Source organism: Corynebacterium alimapuense (assembly GCF_003716585.1).
Classification (GTDB): Bacteria; Actinomycetota; Actinomycetes; order Mycobacteriales; family Mycobacteriaceae; genus Corynebacterium; species Corynebacterium alimapuense.
The window spans coordinates 258,024-275,372 of the sequence record NZ_PTJO01000005.1; the positions used below are offsets into that span (position 1 = coordinate 258,024).

Below are 17,349 nucleotides of genomic sequence, written 5' to 3' on the forward strand. Positions count from 1 at the left end.
CTCTCACGCGGGGTGTGGACTTAAAGTGACTCCACGATAGTGGTCGGTTGAGTCGGTACTGCTACTGCTTGGTGATTTCGTAGTACACAGGGACAGACTTCCAAGAGAATACGACGTTGTCGACGTTTTCGCTAAAGCCGCCAGCAACGTTGGAGTACCACAGCGGAGTAGCTGGCAGATCGCTCAGCAGGATCTCCTGGGACTCGTTGAAGATGCGGGAAGACTCTTCAGTGGAAGATGCGCTGTTGGCTTCAGAGAGCTTGGCGTCGAACTCGGGGTTGGAGTAGTCACCGTCGTTGGAGCCGGCACCGGTGCCGTAGAGCGGGCCGAGGAAGTTACCCTGGGAGGGGTAGTCTGCCTGCCAGCCGGTACGGAAGGCGCCTTCGATGGTGCGGTTAGTCACATCATCGCGCAGGGACTTGAAGTCCGGGTAGGGATTGCCGATGGCTTCAATACCCAAGGTGTTCTTGATGGAGTTGGTTACTGCGTTAACCCACGCATCGTGGCCACCATCAGCGTTGTAGGACAGGGTGAACTCGCCGCTCCAAGGATCAATCTCGTCAGCCTGTGCCCACAGCTCATTGGCCAGCTCGGGATCGTAGTCAAGGACTTCACTGCCGGGGATCTCATCATCAAAGCCGGGCAGAACCGGAGTGGTGAATTCGCTAGCCGGGGTGCGGGTGTCCTGGAAGATCGTCTCAGTGATCTCCTCACGGTTGATTGCCAGTGAGAGCGCCTGACGACGAAGCTGGCCCTCTTCGCCGCTGAAGTGCTCGGCCTCCATCGGAATGGTGAAGGACTGGAAGACGGCAGCGGGCTGGTTAACTGCCCGGTCGCCGAGTTCTTCATTGAAGGTGGCAAAGGCGCTGTCCGGAATGGCATCCAGCGTATCCAAGTTGCCAGCGAGCAGGTCGTTATAAGCTGCGTCCTGCTGAGCGTAGAAGACAAACTTCACGCCGTCATTCTGCGGGGTGCGCTGACCTTCGTAGGTCTCAGAGGGGACGATGGTGGCGTCCTGGTTGTGGTTCCACTCGGACAGCTTGTAGGGGCCGTTACCGTTCGGGGTCTCACCGAAAGCAGCCATGTCATCGAAGGCTTCCTCCGGCAACGGGTAGAAAGCGGAGTAACCCAAGCGCGTCGGGAAGTCAGCCTGGGGCTCAATCAGCTCGATGGTGAAGGTCGTGTCATCAATGACGGTCAGACCTTCCATGGACTCCACGCCCTCTTCGTAGCCGAGGATCGGCTCGAAGAAGTAGGAGGAGAGCTGGGAGTTTGCCACGGCGTAGTTCCACGCATTGACGAAGCTGTCAGCGGTAACTGCAGATCCATCGTTGAAGGTCCAGCCATCCTGCAGAACTACTCGGTAGGTCTTATCGCCTTCGAGTTCAATCGACTCAGCGACCTCATTATGGATTTCACCATCAGCGTCGTAGTAGACCAAGCCGGAGAAGATCAGGTCAATGATATTTCCGCCGCCCACCTCATTGGTGTTTGCTGGGATGAGCGGGTTCTGCGGCTCGGAACCATTGGCGAGGACATAGTTGCCGCCATCGGAACCATCGCCAGTGGCGCTTGAATCGCCTTCGGAATCGGAGCAGGCGACGAGGCTCAGTGCCAGGGTGGTGGCAGTCAGAACCCCTAGCGTCTTTCTGTAAGTCATTGAGGTGGACCTCCAGGTAGGTGGATGTTGATAACCACCTTAAACTGTGACCCCTGCGACATAGAATGGCAAGAACGCGAAATATTACTTTCTTTCCCAAACATAATACTGGCCACGCAGCGTACATTTTCTGTTTACCTGCAGAAAGCCTGCCTAGCCCCTCAAGGAAAGCTGGAAGAAAATGATCACCCCCACTCACCCCCACTGGTGAGACGAATGCGGTTATATCACCGATACGTTGATAGAAATTCTTCCGTTGTCAGCAAAAAACTCCGCCTCCTGAGCCGCCCACATATTCCACCACGGCTCATAATTGGGATCCCGAATCAGTGCGCGCCGTCGACGAATGCTCACGGGGGCATTAATCCGCACTGTGAGCACTTGCCCTCGCCGCTTTGCTGCTGCGACAGAAGCCTCGGTGATCGCCCCAACGCCCTCAATAATTAGGTTTTCCCGAGGATCAAGAGCCACCCAATCGGCAGCCTGATTCTGCTCCCAATCCCAGCGGCGAAACCCAGGAGAGCTCGGATGTAGAACGTCCTCGGTCACCATCACCGCAGCCTGCGCTAATCCACCCCAACCTGGATAGAAATCTTCTAGGTGAACCACTGAAAAGCCGGTATGCCGAGACAAAGCCTCAGCGTAGGATGTCTTTCCGGCTCCCGAAGGGCCATCGATAAGCACGGTAAACACCATCTAAACCACTCCCAGAAACCGGAACGAGCCCACTGCCACAGCCACGACGATGGCAGCTGTAGAAGCACTCAAACAAACCGACATGACCACCCAATCGCGGAGGGAAAGAGTCGACTCGCGGGCCCACGTCCTACCATGTTCGGCAACTCGGTTAAAACCCCTAGCCTCCATCGCTGTGGCCAGTTTCGAACCACGGCGCAACGACAACACCAACAGTCCAAAGGCCAGCGTCAGCAGATGCCGAATCCGACCTTGATCGGCGATGCCTCTAGACCGCCGCGCCCGCCGCATAGATGCCAGATCATCTTGAAATAACGACACCAATCGCGCCGCTGCAACCGCACCAAGAACGAAACGCTCGGGCAGTCGGAGTACCTGGGCCAAACCATCTCCCAAGTCGGTGGGATCAACATCGGCAGAAAGGACAATGACTGGCAAGCCCACCGCCAGCACACGGACGAAGATTGCTGCCGCCAATTGCAGAGAATTATCCGTCACGTGTGCAAAGAGAAATTCCAGATATACCTGCCCCTCCGGACGCCCATACAGTGCCATCGGAATCGCAGCCAAGGGCGCCGCCAACATAATGGGCCATCCGCGACGCAGCAGTCGCGACCAACTGACTCCACACAGTGGCGCCACCAGCACGGTAAAGGCCAAGGCCACGCTGGCCGAGACCACATCGACAGAGAGCAAGAGTGGTGTAGTTAGCAATATCAACGCCAGGATGCGGGTTACCGGGTTGATGCCTTCTAGAAGATTCACCGCAATTCCACCTCATGATCGCCGAGGGAACCGATGAACACCTCATCATGAGTAATAGAGGCCACGGTCACCCCTTGATCAGTCAATTCGCGCAGGAGCTGCACCAACTCCACAAAAGTGGTGGTGTCCTGACCAAAAGTGGGTTCATCAAGAACCAACAGCCTAGGGGTATTGACTAAGGCAGTAGCCACCGAAAGCCGACGTTTCTCTCCACCGGAGAGAGTAAAGGGATTGGCCTCCACGAGATGCTGCAATCTCAGACGTTCAAGGAGTTCATCGATCCGGCTTGGACTACCACCTGAGACCGCCATTTCTTCGGCAACCGTACGGGCCACAAATTGGTGCTCTGGATCTTGAAAAACAAATCCGATGCGCTGCGCAAGCTCCTTCGAGCGCCAGCGATGTGGCGGCGTGGACAGACCCGCACGCAGTTCTGCGGAATAGAGCAATTGTCCACCTTCTGGTTCCACCAGACCTGCCAAGGTCAGCGCCAACGTTGATTTTCCGCACCCATTGGGTCCAGTAATCACCGTTGAAGCACCTTCCGGCAGATCCAGCGTCCGCGGCGGGCCCCAGATGGTTTGTAGCTCACGGGCAGAAACCAGCGCGACCTGATCAGGAGATACTGCGTGAGCAGGCGGCAAGTCTGGCGCTGCTGGCAACTGTTCTACGCTGATCTCCATCATTCCAGCGGAATCAAGATGCAAAAATCGATCGACGATCGGGGCCCAGAGCTGCGGGCGATGCTCGACTACCAACAGTGTCGCGCCAGTCTCAGCCACAACTTTGTCCACGGCCTCGATCACATCCCGCTGCCCTTCCGGGTCCAGGTTGGCGGTTGGTTCATCGAGCAAGATCAGCTCCGCGCCCATAGCGATGACTCCAGCCAGCGCTAGACGTTGCTTTTGCCCGCCAGAGAGATACCTAGTGGGATGATCTAGCGGCATGTTCAGTCCAACTAGGTCCAAAGCTCTTCTGACCCTGGGCCAGATCTCCTCGCGAGGAATGGAGAGATTCTCGCAGCCAAAGGCCACATCATCGCCGATGCGAGAAGCGATGACCTGAGAATCAGGATCTTGCAACACCAATCCGACGGTCGCGTGCACTGCAAGGCTGCCGGTGAGTTCACCGTCTTCCTCATCACCGAGTACTCCGGCTAAAGCAGCGAGCAGGGTGGATTTTCCAGCACCAGAATCGCCCACCAGTAGAGCTCGCCCCCCTGGTTCCAAACTGAGGTCGACACCGCTCAACGCCGGCTGAAGACGTGAAGCATGCCGCCAGCCGAGGCCCGATGCCTCGACTACCGCTGGCATCAGACGCGCTTTCTACCTGCAGCGAAACGGTCAAGTGCACCAGTTTTTGCCAATGCTTGAACCAACCAATGGCCCAGGAATCCAGCCAGCAATACTCCCGAGATGATCAGGGTGCTCAGGTAGATGGAATTGAAGGTGAGAGATTTAGCGAAGTTGGCGCTGGTAAAGAGCTCCAATACGAATGCACCGATAGCGGCACCTGCGCCAGCGAGCATTGCCACCGGCAAAGTGAAACGTCGGTAGCCGAAAGCGGCGAAAACCAATTCTGCGCCGAGACCTTGGGCGAGCCCGGAATACAGGGTCTCAATCCCCCACTGGTTTCCCAATAGTGCAGAGACAACGGCTGCCAGCACCTCAACAAACAGGGCCGCACCTGGTTTACGGATGACCAGACCACCGATGACACCACCGATGAGCCACACTCCGACGGCTAGACCGCCGAAACCTGGAGTGAAAGCTTCCATCGCGGTCCACCACGCGTAGCCGATGGAGTTCCACAGCCAGAAGATTAAGCCGCAGGCCACGCCCAAAACGGAGGCAATGATGATGTCGATGACGCGCCAAGACGTGCGCGAAGACGTAGTGTTCACGAGAAGATTCTCCCTATCGCCGGTACTAACCGGATCAGGTTCAACGGTCCGCCATTTCGACGTCTCAGCCCAGAGTTTCACTGGGTACCCGTGGATTAAGTTTGGATGTTCGGTGATCTAGTCTAGCCCTACCTAGGCACGCGCTGTCCACCGAGTGCCATCAGTGCCACCTGCGCGACGCCATTGGACGTGGAGTTCTTCTTTGTCGCCGATTTCTACGACGGCGATGCCGATGATGGCCTCAAGCTGCTCTACTTGTTGGACTGGGCACTCCAAATGCAACAAGAGGACACCGTCCCCAGCGATCATGTCTACTTCTACTTCTTTACCCCAAGCGAACATGAGCGATCCTCGGCCCTGTTGCTTATTCCATTCCGTGCGTGCGGAGCGGGCAAATCTCTCGGTCAAGAACTTGGCGTAACGGCCCGGTTCCGCGCAGCGGATGCGGGCGGTGGATGAGGCACTCATAATCCCACGCTACCCCAGCACCGACAGCAATAAATTGTGCAACCGAAGATCCACATCACGGGAGGCACCCATCCGACACAGAGCACCTACCTGCGAGTCCAGCTCGTGCGAGCGACCGTCGATAAGATCGCGTTGCATGGAGCTGGTGGCATCCGCGGGCATCCGATCTGCGAAGTAGAGCGCCCGTTGCACGGCGTTATCTGGCAATGCCACCCCACTGGCCAAAGCTGCCTCATAGACCTCACGCATGAGTGCCTCAAGTGAGCCGCGGTGCCGGGTGCGCAGCACTCCGAGCGGGCTCTGAGTCAGTGCGCCGAGGGCTCCGGTGGTGGTAACAAACATCGCCTTTTCCCACACGTCAACAAAGATCTCTGGGTGAACAGTAGAATCCACACCCGCTTCCACCAACGCAGCAGAAAAGCGCTCAGCTAAGTCATTCGTGGAGCCATCCCAGGTGCCGAACGTATAAGAGGTAGGGCCGCCATGAAACTCCACTCGAGCAGGCCCGGTGTGGTGGAAATAGCCGCGCACGACCCCCGGCCACGTTCGATCTTTACCTACTACCTCAGCCACCGACCACGGGACCTCAACGGAGTTTTGAGTTACTGCCACCGGAACATCGGTGGGCAGGCCTCCTAACAGAGAGGTGAGGTCGCTCTCATTGGTCACTTTCACGGCGAGGAAGACAACATCTACCTGTCCGACCTGAGATACCGAGTCCACAGCGGTGACGGGGATCGGTGGTGAGTCATTCAGTCGCAGGCCTTCGCTAGCCAAGACCTCCAGGGTTTTTCCCCTGGCAACAAAGACCACCTCATGGCCTGCCTCAATTAAGCCCCCGCCGAACCAGCCACCCACAGCCCCTGCACCAATAATCGCAATTCTCATGCCCGCCGAGTATAGGTGCGCGCCACCAGTTCAGCGCGTAAGATTCCTCATTTCAACGACTCTGTTTTAGCCAATAGTGAGGTATTGACCATGGCCGGTGGCCTGATCGCTCTTCTCGACGACGTCGCTCTGATTGCCCGCAACGCCGCCGCCAGCCTTGATGATGTCACTGCCGCCGCAGCGAAGACCTCGGCCAAGGCTGCCGGAGTAGTAGTCGATGATGCTGCCGTGACCCCGCGTTATCTCCACGGAGTAACCCCGGCGCGCGAATTGCCCATGATCTGGCGGATCACCAAAGGCTCGCTGGTTAACAAGCTGGTGATCATCCTGCCGATCATCTTGCTGTTGAGCCAGTTCGCTCCGTGGGCGCTGACCCCGATTCTCATGGCTGGCGGAACCTACTTGTGTTTCGAGGGCGCAGAGAAGGTCCTGGGAAAACTCCTCGGCCATTCTAAGAAGGAACAAGCACACTCAGCCAAGACTGCCAACGATGAAGATCAGCTGGTCAAAGGGGCAATCACCACTGACTTGATTCTCTCCGCGGAGATTATGGTTATCTCCCTCAACGAGGTCGCCGATGAAACCTTGGCGATGCGCACGGCCGTGTTGATCATGGTGGGCGTTGGCATCACCGCCCTAGTCTATGGCGCGGTTGCCCTGTTGGTGAAGATGGATGACCTAGGGCTGCGGATCGCTGAGCGCGGCGGAGCAAGCGCTGGTTTTGGCCGCGGCATGGTCACCGCCATGCCCAAGGTCCTATCAGCCATCGCGGTCATCGGCACCTTCGCCATGCTTTGGGTTGGTGGCCACATCATGGTCGCCGGTCTCGATGAATTCGGCTTGAGCTGGCCTTATGAGAGCATCCATGCCATGGAGATGGCCGTCGGTGGCGGCTTCATAGGTTGGTTGGTCAATACCTTCTTCTCACTAGTAATCGGTTTGATCTGGGGCATGTTTGTGGTCCTGATCGTCGAAGGTGTGCGGAAAGTTACCGGCCGCTCCACAGCGTCAGCTAGCCACTAGAATCAAAAGATGTGTTTCCACGCAGTCTGGTCTTTCCCGCCCTCGTGGTCCTCGGTGGCCTATGCGCTGGAGTCATCGGCGGATCTATGGCTTGGTTGGTTCATCAGATCCAACACCTAGCCACAGGCTTGGGTCTGGTCTCTCCGATTATCGTTGCTGGTCTCGGCGGAGTTCTCGCCGGTTTAGGCTGGTGGTGGCTACGCCGTCAGGGACCAGTCCGCCATGTGGAAGAGGCCCTACTGACTGATCACCAGCGGCTGCCACTAGGAAGAACCACCGTTGATGGTCTCCTTCAGCTGTTGGTGGTTGGTTCTGGCGCCTCCCTCGGTCGGGAGCAAGCGCCTCGTCAGGTTGCTGCAGCAGCAATCGACGCGCTCTCTGCGCGTTGGCACACCAGTCAGGAACAACGTCGCAGGCTCATCGCCGCCGCGGCTGGGGCAGGATTGGCCGCGGTCTACAACGTCCCCCTAGCTGGGATTCTCTTTAGCATCGAGGTGCTGCCTGCTCGTCGCGATTGGCGCACCGTGGTGGCAGCAATCACCATGTCGATTATCGCCACCGTCACCGCGTGGCCGATCGTAGGCAACCAGCCGATCTATCAGTTCCCCTCTCCAGATTTCCGCTTATCGACGCTCGCTTGGGTCCTGCTCGCCATCCCCCTTGCGGTCGGCGCAGGCCGCCTATTTACCGCGATGATCGAACTGGCTCAACGCCGAAGCATCCAGGACCCTAGGTGGCTACCAGTGACGGTAGGTGCGGCCACCGCACTTGTCGTCGCTGTGTCTACCGCACTTCCCGGAGTTACTGGCAACGGTGAGGAGATTCTGCGCGGGGCGTTTGCCCCGGAGTCCGCACTCTGGGTATTTGGTGCCCTGTTGCTAGCCAAGCCACTGCTCACGGCATTCTCGCTGGGTGCGGGCGCGGTGGGTGGAACCATGACCCCGGCGCTAGCGATCGGCGCAGCCCTAGGAGCGATGGCTGGGCTGATGCTGGGAATCGATCCAGATCTGGTGGCTGTCTTCGCGTTGATTGGTGCCGCCGGGGTGCTCGCGGTAGTCCAACATGCCCCTATCTTCGCCGCGATTATCGCTTGGGAGCTGACTGGCTCGCCACTGTGGACCTTGCCGCTACTACTAATGGTCACCGGTGGTGCTTGGCTGATAACCAAAGCAATCAAGGCCAGAGGCGAGCCTTCCTAGCTTGAGAGCAACAGCCCGCCTTGCGCAGGATCTACTAAGGGGTCGGGCTGCTGCCACCATTGACGTTCAAGGTCTCGCCTACGACGTAGCTGGATTCAGCCGAAGTGAGGAATACGTAGGCAGGTGCGAGTTCAGTAGGTTGCCCAGCACGCCCCAGTGCCGTGTGCTTGCCAAACTTCGGCAAGGCATCCTTAGGCTGTCCGTCGGAGACTTGCAACGGGGTCCAGATGGGGCCAGGTGCCACGGCGTTTACTCGGATCCCGCGGGGAGCAAGCTGCTGACTAAGGCCCTTGGTGAAGTTGTTGATCGCGGCCTTGGTCGAGGCGTAGTCGATGAGATGTGATGACGGAGCATAAGCCTGAATCGAGGTTGAGTTCACGATCGTGGCACCTGGTGTTAGATGAGGCAGTGCTGCCTTGGTGACTCGGTAGATGGCCCGGACATTTGCATCAAAGGTCGCTTCCCACTGCTGATCATCGAGATCTTCAATGCTCTCGACCGCGATCTGGCGACCTGCGTTGTTGACCACTGCGTCGAGTCCACCCAGTTGCGAGACTGCGTCCTCGACCAGGCTGGTGCAGTAGTCCGCATCTCGGAGGTCACCTGGGATCAGAAATGCTCTACGACCGGAGGCCTCGATGATCCGGCTGATTTCCTGGGCATCTTCTTCTTCCTCAGGCAGATAAGCCAACGCGACGTCCGCGCCCTCTCGGGCGAATGCGATCGCGACCGCTGCACCAATGCCTGAATCTGCGCCAGTGATGAGCGCTCGGCGGCCCTCAAGCCGGCCAGTGCCCCGGTAAGATTCCTCCCCGCGATCCGTCTGGGGGATGAGGTCGGCATCAAGCCCAGGTTCAGCTTGGTCCTGCTTCGGCGGGGTGATATCGGGGAACCGATGGACGGGATCCTGAAAAGTCAGCTGGTTATTCGTCATAATCAATCCTCTCGTCGTTCCGGAAAAGGGGTGAGACGAGCCGCACATAAATCACGACGTCGTCGTGGCCCCGGGGCCCGCCAACGTAGCAGGATCAGAACTATTGGGCCACCGTTCCTAACAAATTTTGGCCGCTCCCACTCCCGAGACTCCAGCTACTCCGGTGAGAAAACACCGACATTGATTGGTGCAGCACGCAGCTCGTCACCGCAACTAGAGCCACGCAACGCACAAGGCGGGATCCCTGTGATTCGGGCCAGGTTCCCCCCGAGAAAGTTCACAGCTCATCGGCTTCTAAGAAGCGCCCTGTAGTTAGTTTTAAATAAATAGCAACAAAGAAATCGCCATCACGGCCATTCCCAAGATCAGCCCGTAGACCGCAGTGTGGTGGCGACCAGTGGCCTGCGCGGTGGGAAGCAGCTCATCCAAGCAAATAAACACCATGATTCCAACGATGACGGCAAAGGAAAGGCCCAGGGTCGCCGGGCCCATAAATGGCATGAGTAGTAAGAATCCGATCAGCGCACCGGCCGGTTCTGCCAAACCAGACAGCGTCGACCATTTCAGAGCTTTTGCGCGAGAGCCAGTGGCCTGCCGGATGGGCACCGCTACTGCCACTCCCTCGGGAATGTTGTGAATGGCAATAGCCACCGCCACCGGAATAGCGATGGTGGCGTCTTCTAAACCGGCAATGAAGGTGGCAAAGCCCTCTGGAAAATTGTGGAACGCGATCGCCCCGGCGGTGAACATGCCCGTCTTCATCAAATTGCGGCGTTCAGCATCCAGGTGTGGATCCGACCCAATGCCGCGTTCATGCGGATTGATCGGCTCAGGAACCAACGCATCGATGACTGCGATGAGTGCGATACCAGCGAAAAATGCTCCCACCGCAGCCCAATTACCGATGGAATCGCCCCAAGCCTCAGAGAGATTATCGATGCTCTTAGGCAAAATCTCCATGAAGGAGACATAAAGCATAACTCCGGCAGAAAACCCGAGGGCGCCAGCCATAAAGCGATCGCCGGGGTCCTTTTTCAACACGGCGATTAATCCACCAATACCCGTGGCCAATCCCGCGAATACGGTCAGCCCGAGCGCGAAGAGCACGGTGGAGAGATCATACATGGGTGGAAATGCTACCGGAGAGCGCTTTCTCACGCTGAGCGGCCTGGTTGGATTTCTCCGGGTAGTCTCGTCGATTATGAATCATCATTTCGAGATCAAGGTACCTGGCGGCAAGCTCGTCGTCGTCGACGTCGAGACCAATGACTCCGTTATCACTGCCGCGCAGGTGTCCGGGGATTTCTTCCTCGAACCCGACGAGGCCTTCCATGCACTGGGCCCGGCGCTAGTGGGCGCTTCTTTGAGCGAAGACGCCGAAGCGTTGACCAAGCGTATCGACGCTGCGCTCGCCCCCATCGAAGACCTTGCACTACATGGCTTTTCTTCCCATGATGTCGCCGTCGCCGTGCGCCGTGCAGTAACCGGAGCGACCGATTTCACCGACCACCAGTGGGAGATTATCAACCCAGGTCCCCTGCCTACCCCGGTCAATGTTGCGCTCGATCAGGTCCTGCTGGATCAGGTAGCAGACGGCACGCGCAAACCCACCCTGCGGTTTTGGGAGTGGGAAGACAAGGCGACGGTGATTGGTTCCTACCAGTCCTATGTCAACGAGGTGGAGCCGGCGGGCGTCGAAAAGCACGGGATCACCGTGGTCCGCCGTATCTCCGGTGGCGGAGCGATGTTCATGGAGGGCGGCAACTGCATTACCTACTCGCTCTACGTCCCCGATTCCCTGGTCGCTGGCCTGAAATACGAGTCATCCTATGAATACTTGGACCAGTGGGTACTGGCCGCCCTTGGCCGCCATGGCGTCAACGCCTGGTACGAACCGATCAACGACATCACCTCTGATGGTGGCAAAATCGGCGGGGCAGCGCAGAAGCGTCGCCGTGGCGCAGTACTGCATCACGCGACCATGAGCTACGACATTGACGCCAACAAGATGATGGAAGTGCTGCGCGTAGGCAAGGTCAAGCTGGCATCGAAGGGACTGCGTTCAGCTAATAAGCGCGTCGACCCCTTGCGCCGGCAGACCGGAGCGCCGCGCTCCGAGGTCATTGACACCATGGTGACCGAGTTCGCCAACCGCTATGGCGCTCAACTAGCCCAGCTCAGCGACGAAGATCTCGCTACTGCCCAGGAACTGGTGGACCAGAAGTTCGGCACCGAAGCCTGGACCCACCACGTGCCCTGAGCCACTGTGCTTGTGCCCCTCCGGTGAGGGAACTCGTGGGTTTTCTGTCAACTACTGCAAACACCAATTGCGAGGATCCCATGACTATCCCCACCGCTGATTCACATGATGTCATCCGAGTCTTTGGCGCCCGAGTAAACAACCTCCGAGATGTTTGCGTAGAGATCCCTAAACGCCGGATAACGGTGTTTACTGGGGTCTCCGGCTCGGGAAAATCCTCGCTGGTGTTCGATACCATCGCCGCGGAATCTCAGCGACTGATCAATGAGACCTATTCCGCTTTCGTCCAAGGTTTTATGCCTACTTTGGCGCGTCCTGATGTCGATCATCTGGCAGGCATCAGCACGGCAATTATCGTCGATCAAGAGCCCATGGGGGCAAATACTCGCTCCACGTTTGGCACCGCCACCGATGCCACCGCTCTGCTACGGATTCTGTTTTCTCGCATCGCGGAGCCTTGCGCTGGTGGTCCCGGTGCCTATTCATTCAATGTGCCTAGTGTCAGTGCTTCGGGAGCGATGGCGGTAGGTAACCGTAAACGAGAACGCACGGATTTCACTCGCACCGGCGGGCAGTGTCCTACCTGCGAAGGGATGGGCAGGGTTTCCGAGATTGAGCTCAACAAGCTGGTCGATGAATCCCTTTCCTTGGACCAAGGCGCCATCTTGATCCCTGGGTACAAGGTGGGGTCGTGGAGCATGCGCAGTTATGCCGAGTCCGGGCTTTATCCGGCGGAGATTCCGGTGGCAGATTTCTCCGAGGAACAAAAGCACGCTCTTTATTATTCAGAGCCCATCAAGATCAAGTTCTCCGGGTTCAACGCCACCTATGAGGGTTTGGTGCCGAAGATTGAAAAATCGATGCTCTCCAAGGACCGAGCGGCGATGCAAAAACACATCGGTGCCTTCGTTGATCAGGCTGTGGTCTTCGTGGAATGCCCCGATTGTGGCGGTACTCGGCTGGCACGTCACGCCCTGGAATCTACGATCAATGGCCGAAATATCGCCGAGCTCTGTGCCTTGGAGGTTCGGGATTTGCAGGAGTGGATCACAGGTGTGGAGGCAGGCGCTATCTCTCCACTGCTGGATGCGATCCAAGACTCTTTGGACAAGACCGTCGACATTGGATTGGGCTATCTCACTCTCGACCGTCCTACCGGCACCCTCTCCGGTGGTGAGGCTCAACGAACGAAAATGATTCGACATCTCGGCTCAGCACTGACCGATATCACTTATATCTTCGATGAACCCACTGCCGGGTTACATCCCTATGACATCACCCGCATGAATCGTCTCTTGTGCGAATTACGCGACAAGGGAAATACCGTGCTGGTAGTCGAGCACAAGCCAGAAACCATCGCCATCGCCGACCATGTCATTGATCTTGGGCCAGGTGCCGGACGGCATGGAGGTCGAGTCCAATTCGAGGGTGACGTCTCCGGTCTGGCAGACTCCGAGACGATAACCGGCAGTCACTTGAACGATCGCGCCCAGCTCAAACAAGCGGTGCGGGTCAGTCACGGAGCACTTGAAATCCGTGGTGCCAGCCGCAATAACTTGCAGGGAATCGACGTCGATATCCCGCTGGGCGTGCTCAGCACCATCACCGGGGTAGCCGGATCAGGAAAATCCTCATTGGTGGCGTCCTTGCCACCCCAGGCAGATCTGGTCGTGATCAACCAAACCCCCATCCGAGGTTCCCGCCGCTCCAATCCGGCAACTTATACCGGAGCGTTGCAACCGATTCGGAAGGCTTTCGCCAAGGCTAACCAGGTCACTCCCTCGCTCTTTTCCGCCAATTCCGAGGGTGCTTGCCCGCAATGCAAAGGCACCGGGATAGTGAGCATGGAGCTAGGCATCATGTCCGGAATTGAGCAAGTTTGTGAGGTCTGCCAAGGACAGCGGTTCGACGCCACCGTCTTGGGCTATCACTTCGGCGGCCTGAATATAGCCCAAGTCTTAGCCCTGCCGGCCACAGAGGCTGCCGATTTCTTCACCACTGTTGAGTCAAAAGTCCCAGCAGCGGCCAAAATCTGCGCCCGCCTAGTCGATGTTGGGTTGGGTTATCTCACCCTCGGACAGCCCTTGAGCACGCTGTCTGGAGGGGAACGCCAACGCCTTAAGCTTGCGGCTCAACTGGCAGAGCAGGCCAACGTGTTCATACTCGATGAACCGACCACTGGCTTGCATTTAGCGGATGTCACAACGCTGCTTAATCTCTTGGATCGTTTGGTCGATTCCGGCAAGACTGTGGTCTGCGTCGAGCACCACTTGGCGGTGCTGGCGCATGCCGATTGGGTCATTGATCTCGGGCCAGGGGCAGGCACCGACGGCGGGCAGATCGCCTTTATCGGCACCCCAGCGGAGATGGTTGCTGATGCCACCACCCTCACTGGCAGGTACCTGGCGGAGTATGTCACCGCTGCCCCTGACATTGGTGCAATCTAGCCTTGGTCAGTCAGAGTGAGATCAGGCTGAACCTTGTGGACGCTCGGTATCCGAATCTTGCTTGTCGGTTCCGGGCTCACTGATTTCGTCAGGATGCTGCTTGGCGTATTCCTCCATAGCCGCTCCGACTACTGCTGGGCTAATCAGCGTGGAGTCATCCTCCTCATCGGGGATGTGGTGAATCGGGCCGATCGGTTCTGGCGAGGGGGACTCCTCATTGCGTTCCCAATCCTCGGGAGTATCGGCGGAATCCCATTGCCGGCTGACCGTAGGTACTGGCTCTCCAAGGTCGTTTTTCAACGCAACTCCGAGGCTGAACATCATGATAAAGCCCATGATGAAGAAGGGCAGACCAATAACGATGATGGTCTCCTGAAGCGCGGCAAGCCCTCCCCCGCCACTGGCACCGAGAAGCACTGCGGCCACCGCACCCATCAAGCCCGTCCAAATCAGCTTCTGGTGGGTGGGGGCAAGTGCCGGCTCTTGACCTGAAGCGATCATGTCGGTGACCATGGCCGCCGAGTCAACAGAAGTGGTGAAGAACAGCACGACGATGACAATTGCCAGCCCAGAAAGGAAGGTCGCTGCTGGGTAGTGTGAAAGGAACTCAAAGAGCGCACCTGGGATATCTCCGTCGACGGCGACCGCTTGGACCAGTCCGCCACCCTCATTTTGTTCAATGTTGAAGGCAGAGGTGCCAAAGGCTCCGAACCAGATCAGCGAGAAAGCAACTGGGAGTCCAAGCACGCCGGTAACGAATTGGCGGATCGTGCGGCCACGGCTAATCCGGGCGATAAAGATGCCCACGAACGGCGACCACGTGATGGTCCAAGCCCAGTAGAACACGGTCCAGGTGTTTTGCCAGGTTGCGTTATCCGGCGAATTGGGCACGGTATTGTTCCAGAAAGCCAGCTCTGGCAGTTCACCAAAATAGATACCGATTGACTCGATAGTGCCTTTAAGCACGAGCACAGTCGGGCCAGCGATGATAATGAAAACCAACAGGCCAATAGCCATGAGGATATTCAGGTTAGACAGGAATTTAATTCCCCGGTCTAGGCCCAAGGCAACAGACACGCTGGCGATGCTGGTGACCACGACAATGATCAAGATCTGGACGGTCGGGTTCACATCTACCCCGAATAGTTCCGCCAGGCCCGCGTTGATCTGCAAAGTGCCCAGACCCACCGAGGTAGCGACACCGAAAATCGTTCCGATCAAGGCAACGATGTCAATAGTCTTGCCGATCGGGCCATAGACCCGAGTTCCCAGCAACGGAGAAAAGATCGAGCTAACGCGCGGGGGCATCTTGCGCTTGTAGATGAAGTAGGCAAAACACAGAGCGGGCAGGGCGAAGATGGTCCAGGTGTGCAGTCCGAAGTGATAATGCGTAATCGCCATTGCCTCGCGGGCTGCCTCCGCGCTTTCAGGAGCCATATCCCCGATGGGCGGGTTGGCATAGTGCGAGATCGGCTCTGCCACTCCCCAGAACATCAAGATGGTTCCGATTCCAGCGGCGAAGAGCATGCCGAACCATGCCCTAGTGGAGTATTCGGGACGTTCGTCATCCCCACCTAGGCGAACATGCCCATAGCGGCTAAAAGCAACGAAGATCAGGAAGAACAAAAAGACAGTGACGCCGAGAATATAGAACCAACCCAGATCAGACAGGATCCAGGTGGAGGCAGTGCCAAAGATCTCGCTGACCGAATCACCAAACAAGATGGTGATAATAACGAAAGCCAGCACAATACCGACGGTGGCGAAATAGACCGGAGGATCAGTTTTCAAGCGGAGTAATCTAGCCAGGCGTTCAGTCAAGGAAGGCTCCTTGCTAATAGAGGTATTTGAATAACAAAACATTTCCAACGTATCGCCGAACTGCACTCGGCGGTGGGCAGCTACGGCAGGTGAACACGCCCTAGGGGGTGCCTGATTTAGAGGTTCACCTGCTCTGATTGGATACATCACAATCGGCTAACGAATGGCTACATCACCCTTATCGGCATGCTATCTCCCCCACCTGGGTGGTCCCTACAGCAAGAGAATTATCTACGGATTAGAAAACCTCAGGGGGTTGCGCTTGGATTCATCAGTGCTTTGACTCCGCTGAGGTTTGTTGAGATTTGCTGAACACATCTGAGCAAGTTCACTATGAGTACCGCAGCTTTACCGCTTGTCTTGAATCTGCGAACTAGGCTGGCACTATGCCCGATTCCACCTATCCCCTGGCGCTGCCACCCGCTGGCACCGATGTCCACTCGATGCCCATCGAGCGAGTCAACCAGGCGATTTTATTTTCTCAACTGCGCACCGCGGAACTCATCGCCCCGACTGGAACGCTCATTGACGTCACTTTGGTCCCCAACCTGGCTGATGGTGGCTGGCGGGTGCGATGGGGCTATGGCACGATCGGGGCGCTACCTGCCGGAATCCGTAGCATTTTTTCCGACATCGACCGAGTCAACGCCATCCATTCTCAGCCAGAGACCAAAGCGCGGGTGTGGATGGACAAAGAGGTTGGACTGCTACGCGTTGCTGTTGAGCTACCTGCTCCAGAATTGGTCATGCCACTGACTTCTGCACCCGATGGCACTTTAATACTGCCCCAGGGTGAGCTGATAAAAATTGACGCTGACCTGCCCAAAGGTCAATATCTCGTGTTCCTGCGCGCTATTGAAAACCACGTAGAGCTGCTTATCGACGGCCAGGTGATCGCCGTCCTCACTGGCTCGGACGTAGCACTAGTGCGCGCACGCTTATTCGGCATTGATCTGCCCGGCGCGCGGGTGTTCTCTCTCGGTGACCAGGGCGAGCAGGTAGTGCTCGATGTAGGTCCAGGTAGTGCCATCGCGGTGCCTGCACTGCCGGCTCCCCTTCAGCCACCTGAGTCCAAGCCAGTTCCGGAGCCTGCCTCAGTGATCACTAGTGATTCTTGGGCGGTGACTATGTCTGGCGAGCAGCTGGCTGAACCTGCACCTTCAGGTACCCGGCCGATCAGCTTGCCCAAGGCTGACTTGAGCTGACTAACTGTCTGGATGAAGAGCTCATCTGATCCGTCCAGTAGGCAAAGCCCGCTACACTCGCGATTCCGAGACGAGGAGAA

General features: G+C 57.4%; 15 protein-coding genes and 1 riboswitch. Of the genes, 5 read left to right on the forward strand and 10 right to left on the reverse strand.

Annotated elements, in window-relative coordinates; all coding sequences use genetic code 11:
- Positions 1–61 precede the first annotated feature (61 nt).
- The 7 genes from C5L39_RS08245 to C5L39_RS08275 form a co-directional block, all read right to left on the reverse strand.
- On the reverse strand, positions 62–1,660 hold the full coding sequence (locus C5L39_RS08245) for a peptide ABC transporter substrate-binding protein (RefSeq protein WP_123048413.1): 1,599 nt from the start codon (positions 1,658–1,660) through the stop codon (positions 62–64).
- A 222-nt stretch (positions 1,661–1,882) separates the two neighbouring features.
- Positions 1,883–2,356: a nucleoside/nucleotide kinase family protein gene (locus C5L39_RS08250; RefSeq protein WP_197714733.1), complete on the reverse strand. Its 474-nt coding sequence runs from the start codon at positions 2,354–2,356 to the stop codon at positions 1,883–1,885.
- On the reverse strand, positions 2,357–3,121 hold the full coding sequence (locus tag C5L39_RS08255) for an energy-coupling factor transporter transmembrane component T family protein (protein ID WP_123048414.1): 765 nt from the start codon (positions 3,119–3,121) through the stop codon (positions 2,357–2,359).
- Positions 3,118–4,434 carry an ABC transporter ATP-binding protein gene (locus C5L39_RS08260; RefSeq protein ID WP_123048415.1) on the reverse strand — a complete coding sequence of 439 codons (1,317 nt, stop codon included), beginning with the start codon at positions 4,432–4,434 and terminating at the stop codon, positions 3,118–3,120. The genes C5L39_RS08255 and C5L39_RS08260 overlap by 4 nt, the downstream gene beginning before the upstream one ends.
- Positions 4,434–5,024, reverse strand: a complete 591-nt coding sequence (locus tag C5L39_RS08265) for an ECF transporter S component (protein WP_123048416.1) — start codon at positions 5,022–5,024, stop codon at positions 4,434–4,436. The genes C5L39_RS08260 and C5L39_RS08265 overlap by 1 nt, the downstream gene beginning before the upstream one ends.
- Positions 5,018–5,126: riboswitch (TPP riboswitch) on the reverse strand. Its footprint overlaps the gene before it by 7 nt.
- Positions 5,127–5,156: 30 nt before the next feature.
- The gene (locus tag C5L39_RS08270) at positions 5,157–5,492 is read right to left on the reverse strand and encodes a DUF2218 domain-containing protein (RefSeq protein ID WP_123048417.1); all 336 of its coding nucleotides are present in this window, start codon (positions 5,490–5,492) and stop codon (positions 5,157–5,159) included.
- A gap of 9 nt (positions 5,493–5,501) precedes the next feature.
- The gene (locus C5L39_RS08275; protein ID WP_123048418.1) at positions 5,502–6,380 is read right to left on the reverse strand and encodes a 2-dehydropantoate 2-reductase; all 879 of its coding nucleotides are present in this window, start codon (positions 6,378–6,380) and stop codon (positions 5,502–5,504) included.
- A 90-nt stretch (positions 6,381–6,470) separates the two neighbouring features.
- Here C5L39_RS08275 and C5L39_RS08280 point away from each other — a divergent pair, with 90 nt between their 5' ends.
- Both C5L39_RS08280 and C5L39_RS08285 read left to right on the forward strand, forming a co-directional pair.
- The gene (locus C5L39_RS08280; protein ID WP_123048419.1) at positions 6,471–7,403 is read left to right on the forward strand and encodes a DUF808 domain-containing protein; all 933 of its coding nucleotides are present in this window, start codon (positions 6,471–6,473) and stop codon (positions 7,401–7,403) included.
- Between the two features lie 11 nt (positions 7,404–7,414).
- The gene (locus tag C5L39_RS08285) at positions 7,415–8,602 is read left to right on the forward strand and encodes a chloride channel protein (RefSeq protein ID WP_123048420.1); all 1,188 of its coding nucleotides are present in this window, start codon (positions 7,415–7,417) and stop codon (positions 8,600–8,602) included.
- 34 nt (positions 8,603–8,636) lie between these two features.
- Here the strand turns inward: C5L39_RS08285 and C5L39_RS08290 are convergent, their stop codons facing one another.
- Positions 8,637–9,536 carry an SDR family oxidoreductase gene (locus tag C5L39_RS08290; protein ID WP_123048421.1) on the reverse strand — a complete coding sequence of 300 codons (900 nt, stop codon included), beginning with the start codon at positions 9,534–9,536 and terminating at the stop codon, positions 8,637–8,639.
- Between the two features lie 318 nt (positions 9,537–9,854).
- Complete coding sequence (gene zupT, locus C5L39_RS08295; RefSeq protein WP_123048422.1) at positions 9,855–10,661, reverse strand: zinc transporter ZupT; 807 nt, start codon at positions 10,659–10,661, stop codon at positions 9,855–9,857.
- A 76-nt stretch (positions 10,662–10,737) separates the two neighbouring features.
- Between zupT and lplB the strand changes: the two genes are divergently transcribed.
- Positions 10,738–11,796, forward strand: a complete 1,059-nt coding sequence (gene lplB, locus C5L39_RS08300; protein WP_123048612.1) for a lipoate-protein ligase small subunit — start codon at positions 10,738–10,740, stop codon at positions 11,794–11,796.
- A gap of 80 nt (positions 11,797–11,876) precedes the next feature.
- Entirely contained in the window at positions 11,877–14,243 is a 2,367-nt protein-coding gene (locus C5L39_RS08305) for an ATP-binding cassette domain-containing protein (RefSeq protein ID WP_123048613.1), read from the forward strand.
- Positions 14,244–14,264: 21 nt separating this feature from the next.
- Here C5L39_RS08305 and C5L39_RS08310 read toward each other — a convergent pair whose 3' ends face one another.
- Entirely contained in the window at positions 14,265–16,064 is a 1,800-nt protein-coding gene (locus C5L39_RS08310; RefSeq protein WP_123048614.1) for a BCCT family transporter, read from the reverse strand.
- Positions 16,065–16,450: 386 nt separating this feature from the next.
- Between C5L39_RS08310 and C5L39_RS08315 the strand changes: the two genes are divergently transcribed.
- Positions 16,451–17,269 carry a hypothetical protein gene (locus tag C5L39_RS08315; RefSeq protein ID WP_123048423.1) on the forward strand — a complete coding sequence of 273 codons (819 nt, stop codon included), beginning with the start codon at positions 16,451–16,453 and terminating at the stop codon, positions 17,267–17,269.
- Positions 17,270–17,349 lie beyond the last annotated feature (80 nt).

What these genes read in the sequence shown, in the direction of transcription:
- C5L39_RS08275 (WP_123048418.1), bottom strand. Translation starts at nt 6,380, where the DNA reads ATGAGAATTGCGATTATTGGTGCAGGGGCTGTGGGTGGCTGGTTCGGC.
- C5L39_RS08315 (WP_123048423.1), top strand. Translation starts at nt 16,451, where the DNA reads ATGCCCGATTCCACCTATCCCCTGGCGCTGCCACCCGCTGGCACCGAT.
- C5L39_RS08245 (WP_123048413.1), bottom strand. Translation starts at nt 1,660, where the DNA reads ATGACTTACAGAAAGACGCTAGGGGTTCTGACTGCCACCACCCTGGCA.
- C5L39_RS08305 (WP_123048613.1), top strand. Translation starts at nt 11,877, where the DNA reads ATGACTATCCCCACCGCTGATTCACATGATGTCATCCGAGTCTTTGGC.
- zupT (WP_123048422.1), bottom strand. Translation starts at nt 10,661, where the DNA reads ATGTATGATCTCTCCACCGTGCTCTTCGCGCTCGGGCTGACCGTATTC.
- lplB (WP_123048612.1), top strand. Translation starts at nt 10,738, where the DNA reads ATGAATCATCATTTCGAGATCAAGGTACCTGGCGGCAAGCTCGTCGTC.
- C5L39_RS08280 (WP_123048419.1), top strand. Translation starts at nt 6,471, where the DNA reads ATGGCCGGTGGCCTGATCGCTCTTCTCGACGACGTCGCTCTGATTGCC.
- C5L39_RS08270 (WP_123048417.1), bottom strand. Translation starts at nt 5,492, where the DNA reads ATGAGTGCCTCATCCACCGCCCGCATCCGCTGCGCGGAACCGGGCCGT.
- C5L39_RS08290 (WP_123048421.1), bottom strand. Translation starts at nt 9,536, where the DNA reads ATGACGAATAACCAGCTGACTTTTCAGGATCCCGTCCATCGGTTCCCC.
- C5L39_RS08250 (WP_197714733.1), bottom strand. Translation starts at nt 2,356, where the DNA reads ATGGTGTTTACCGTGCTTATCGATGGCCCTTCGGGAGCCGGAAAGACA.
- C5L39_RS08260 (WP_123048415.1), bottom strand. Translation starts at nt 4,434, where the DNA reads ATGCCAGCGGTAGTCGAGGCATCGGGCCTCGGCTGGCGGCATGCTTCA.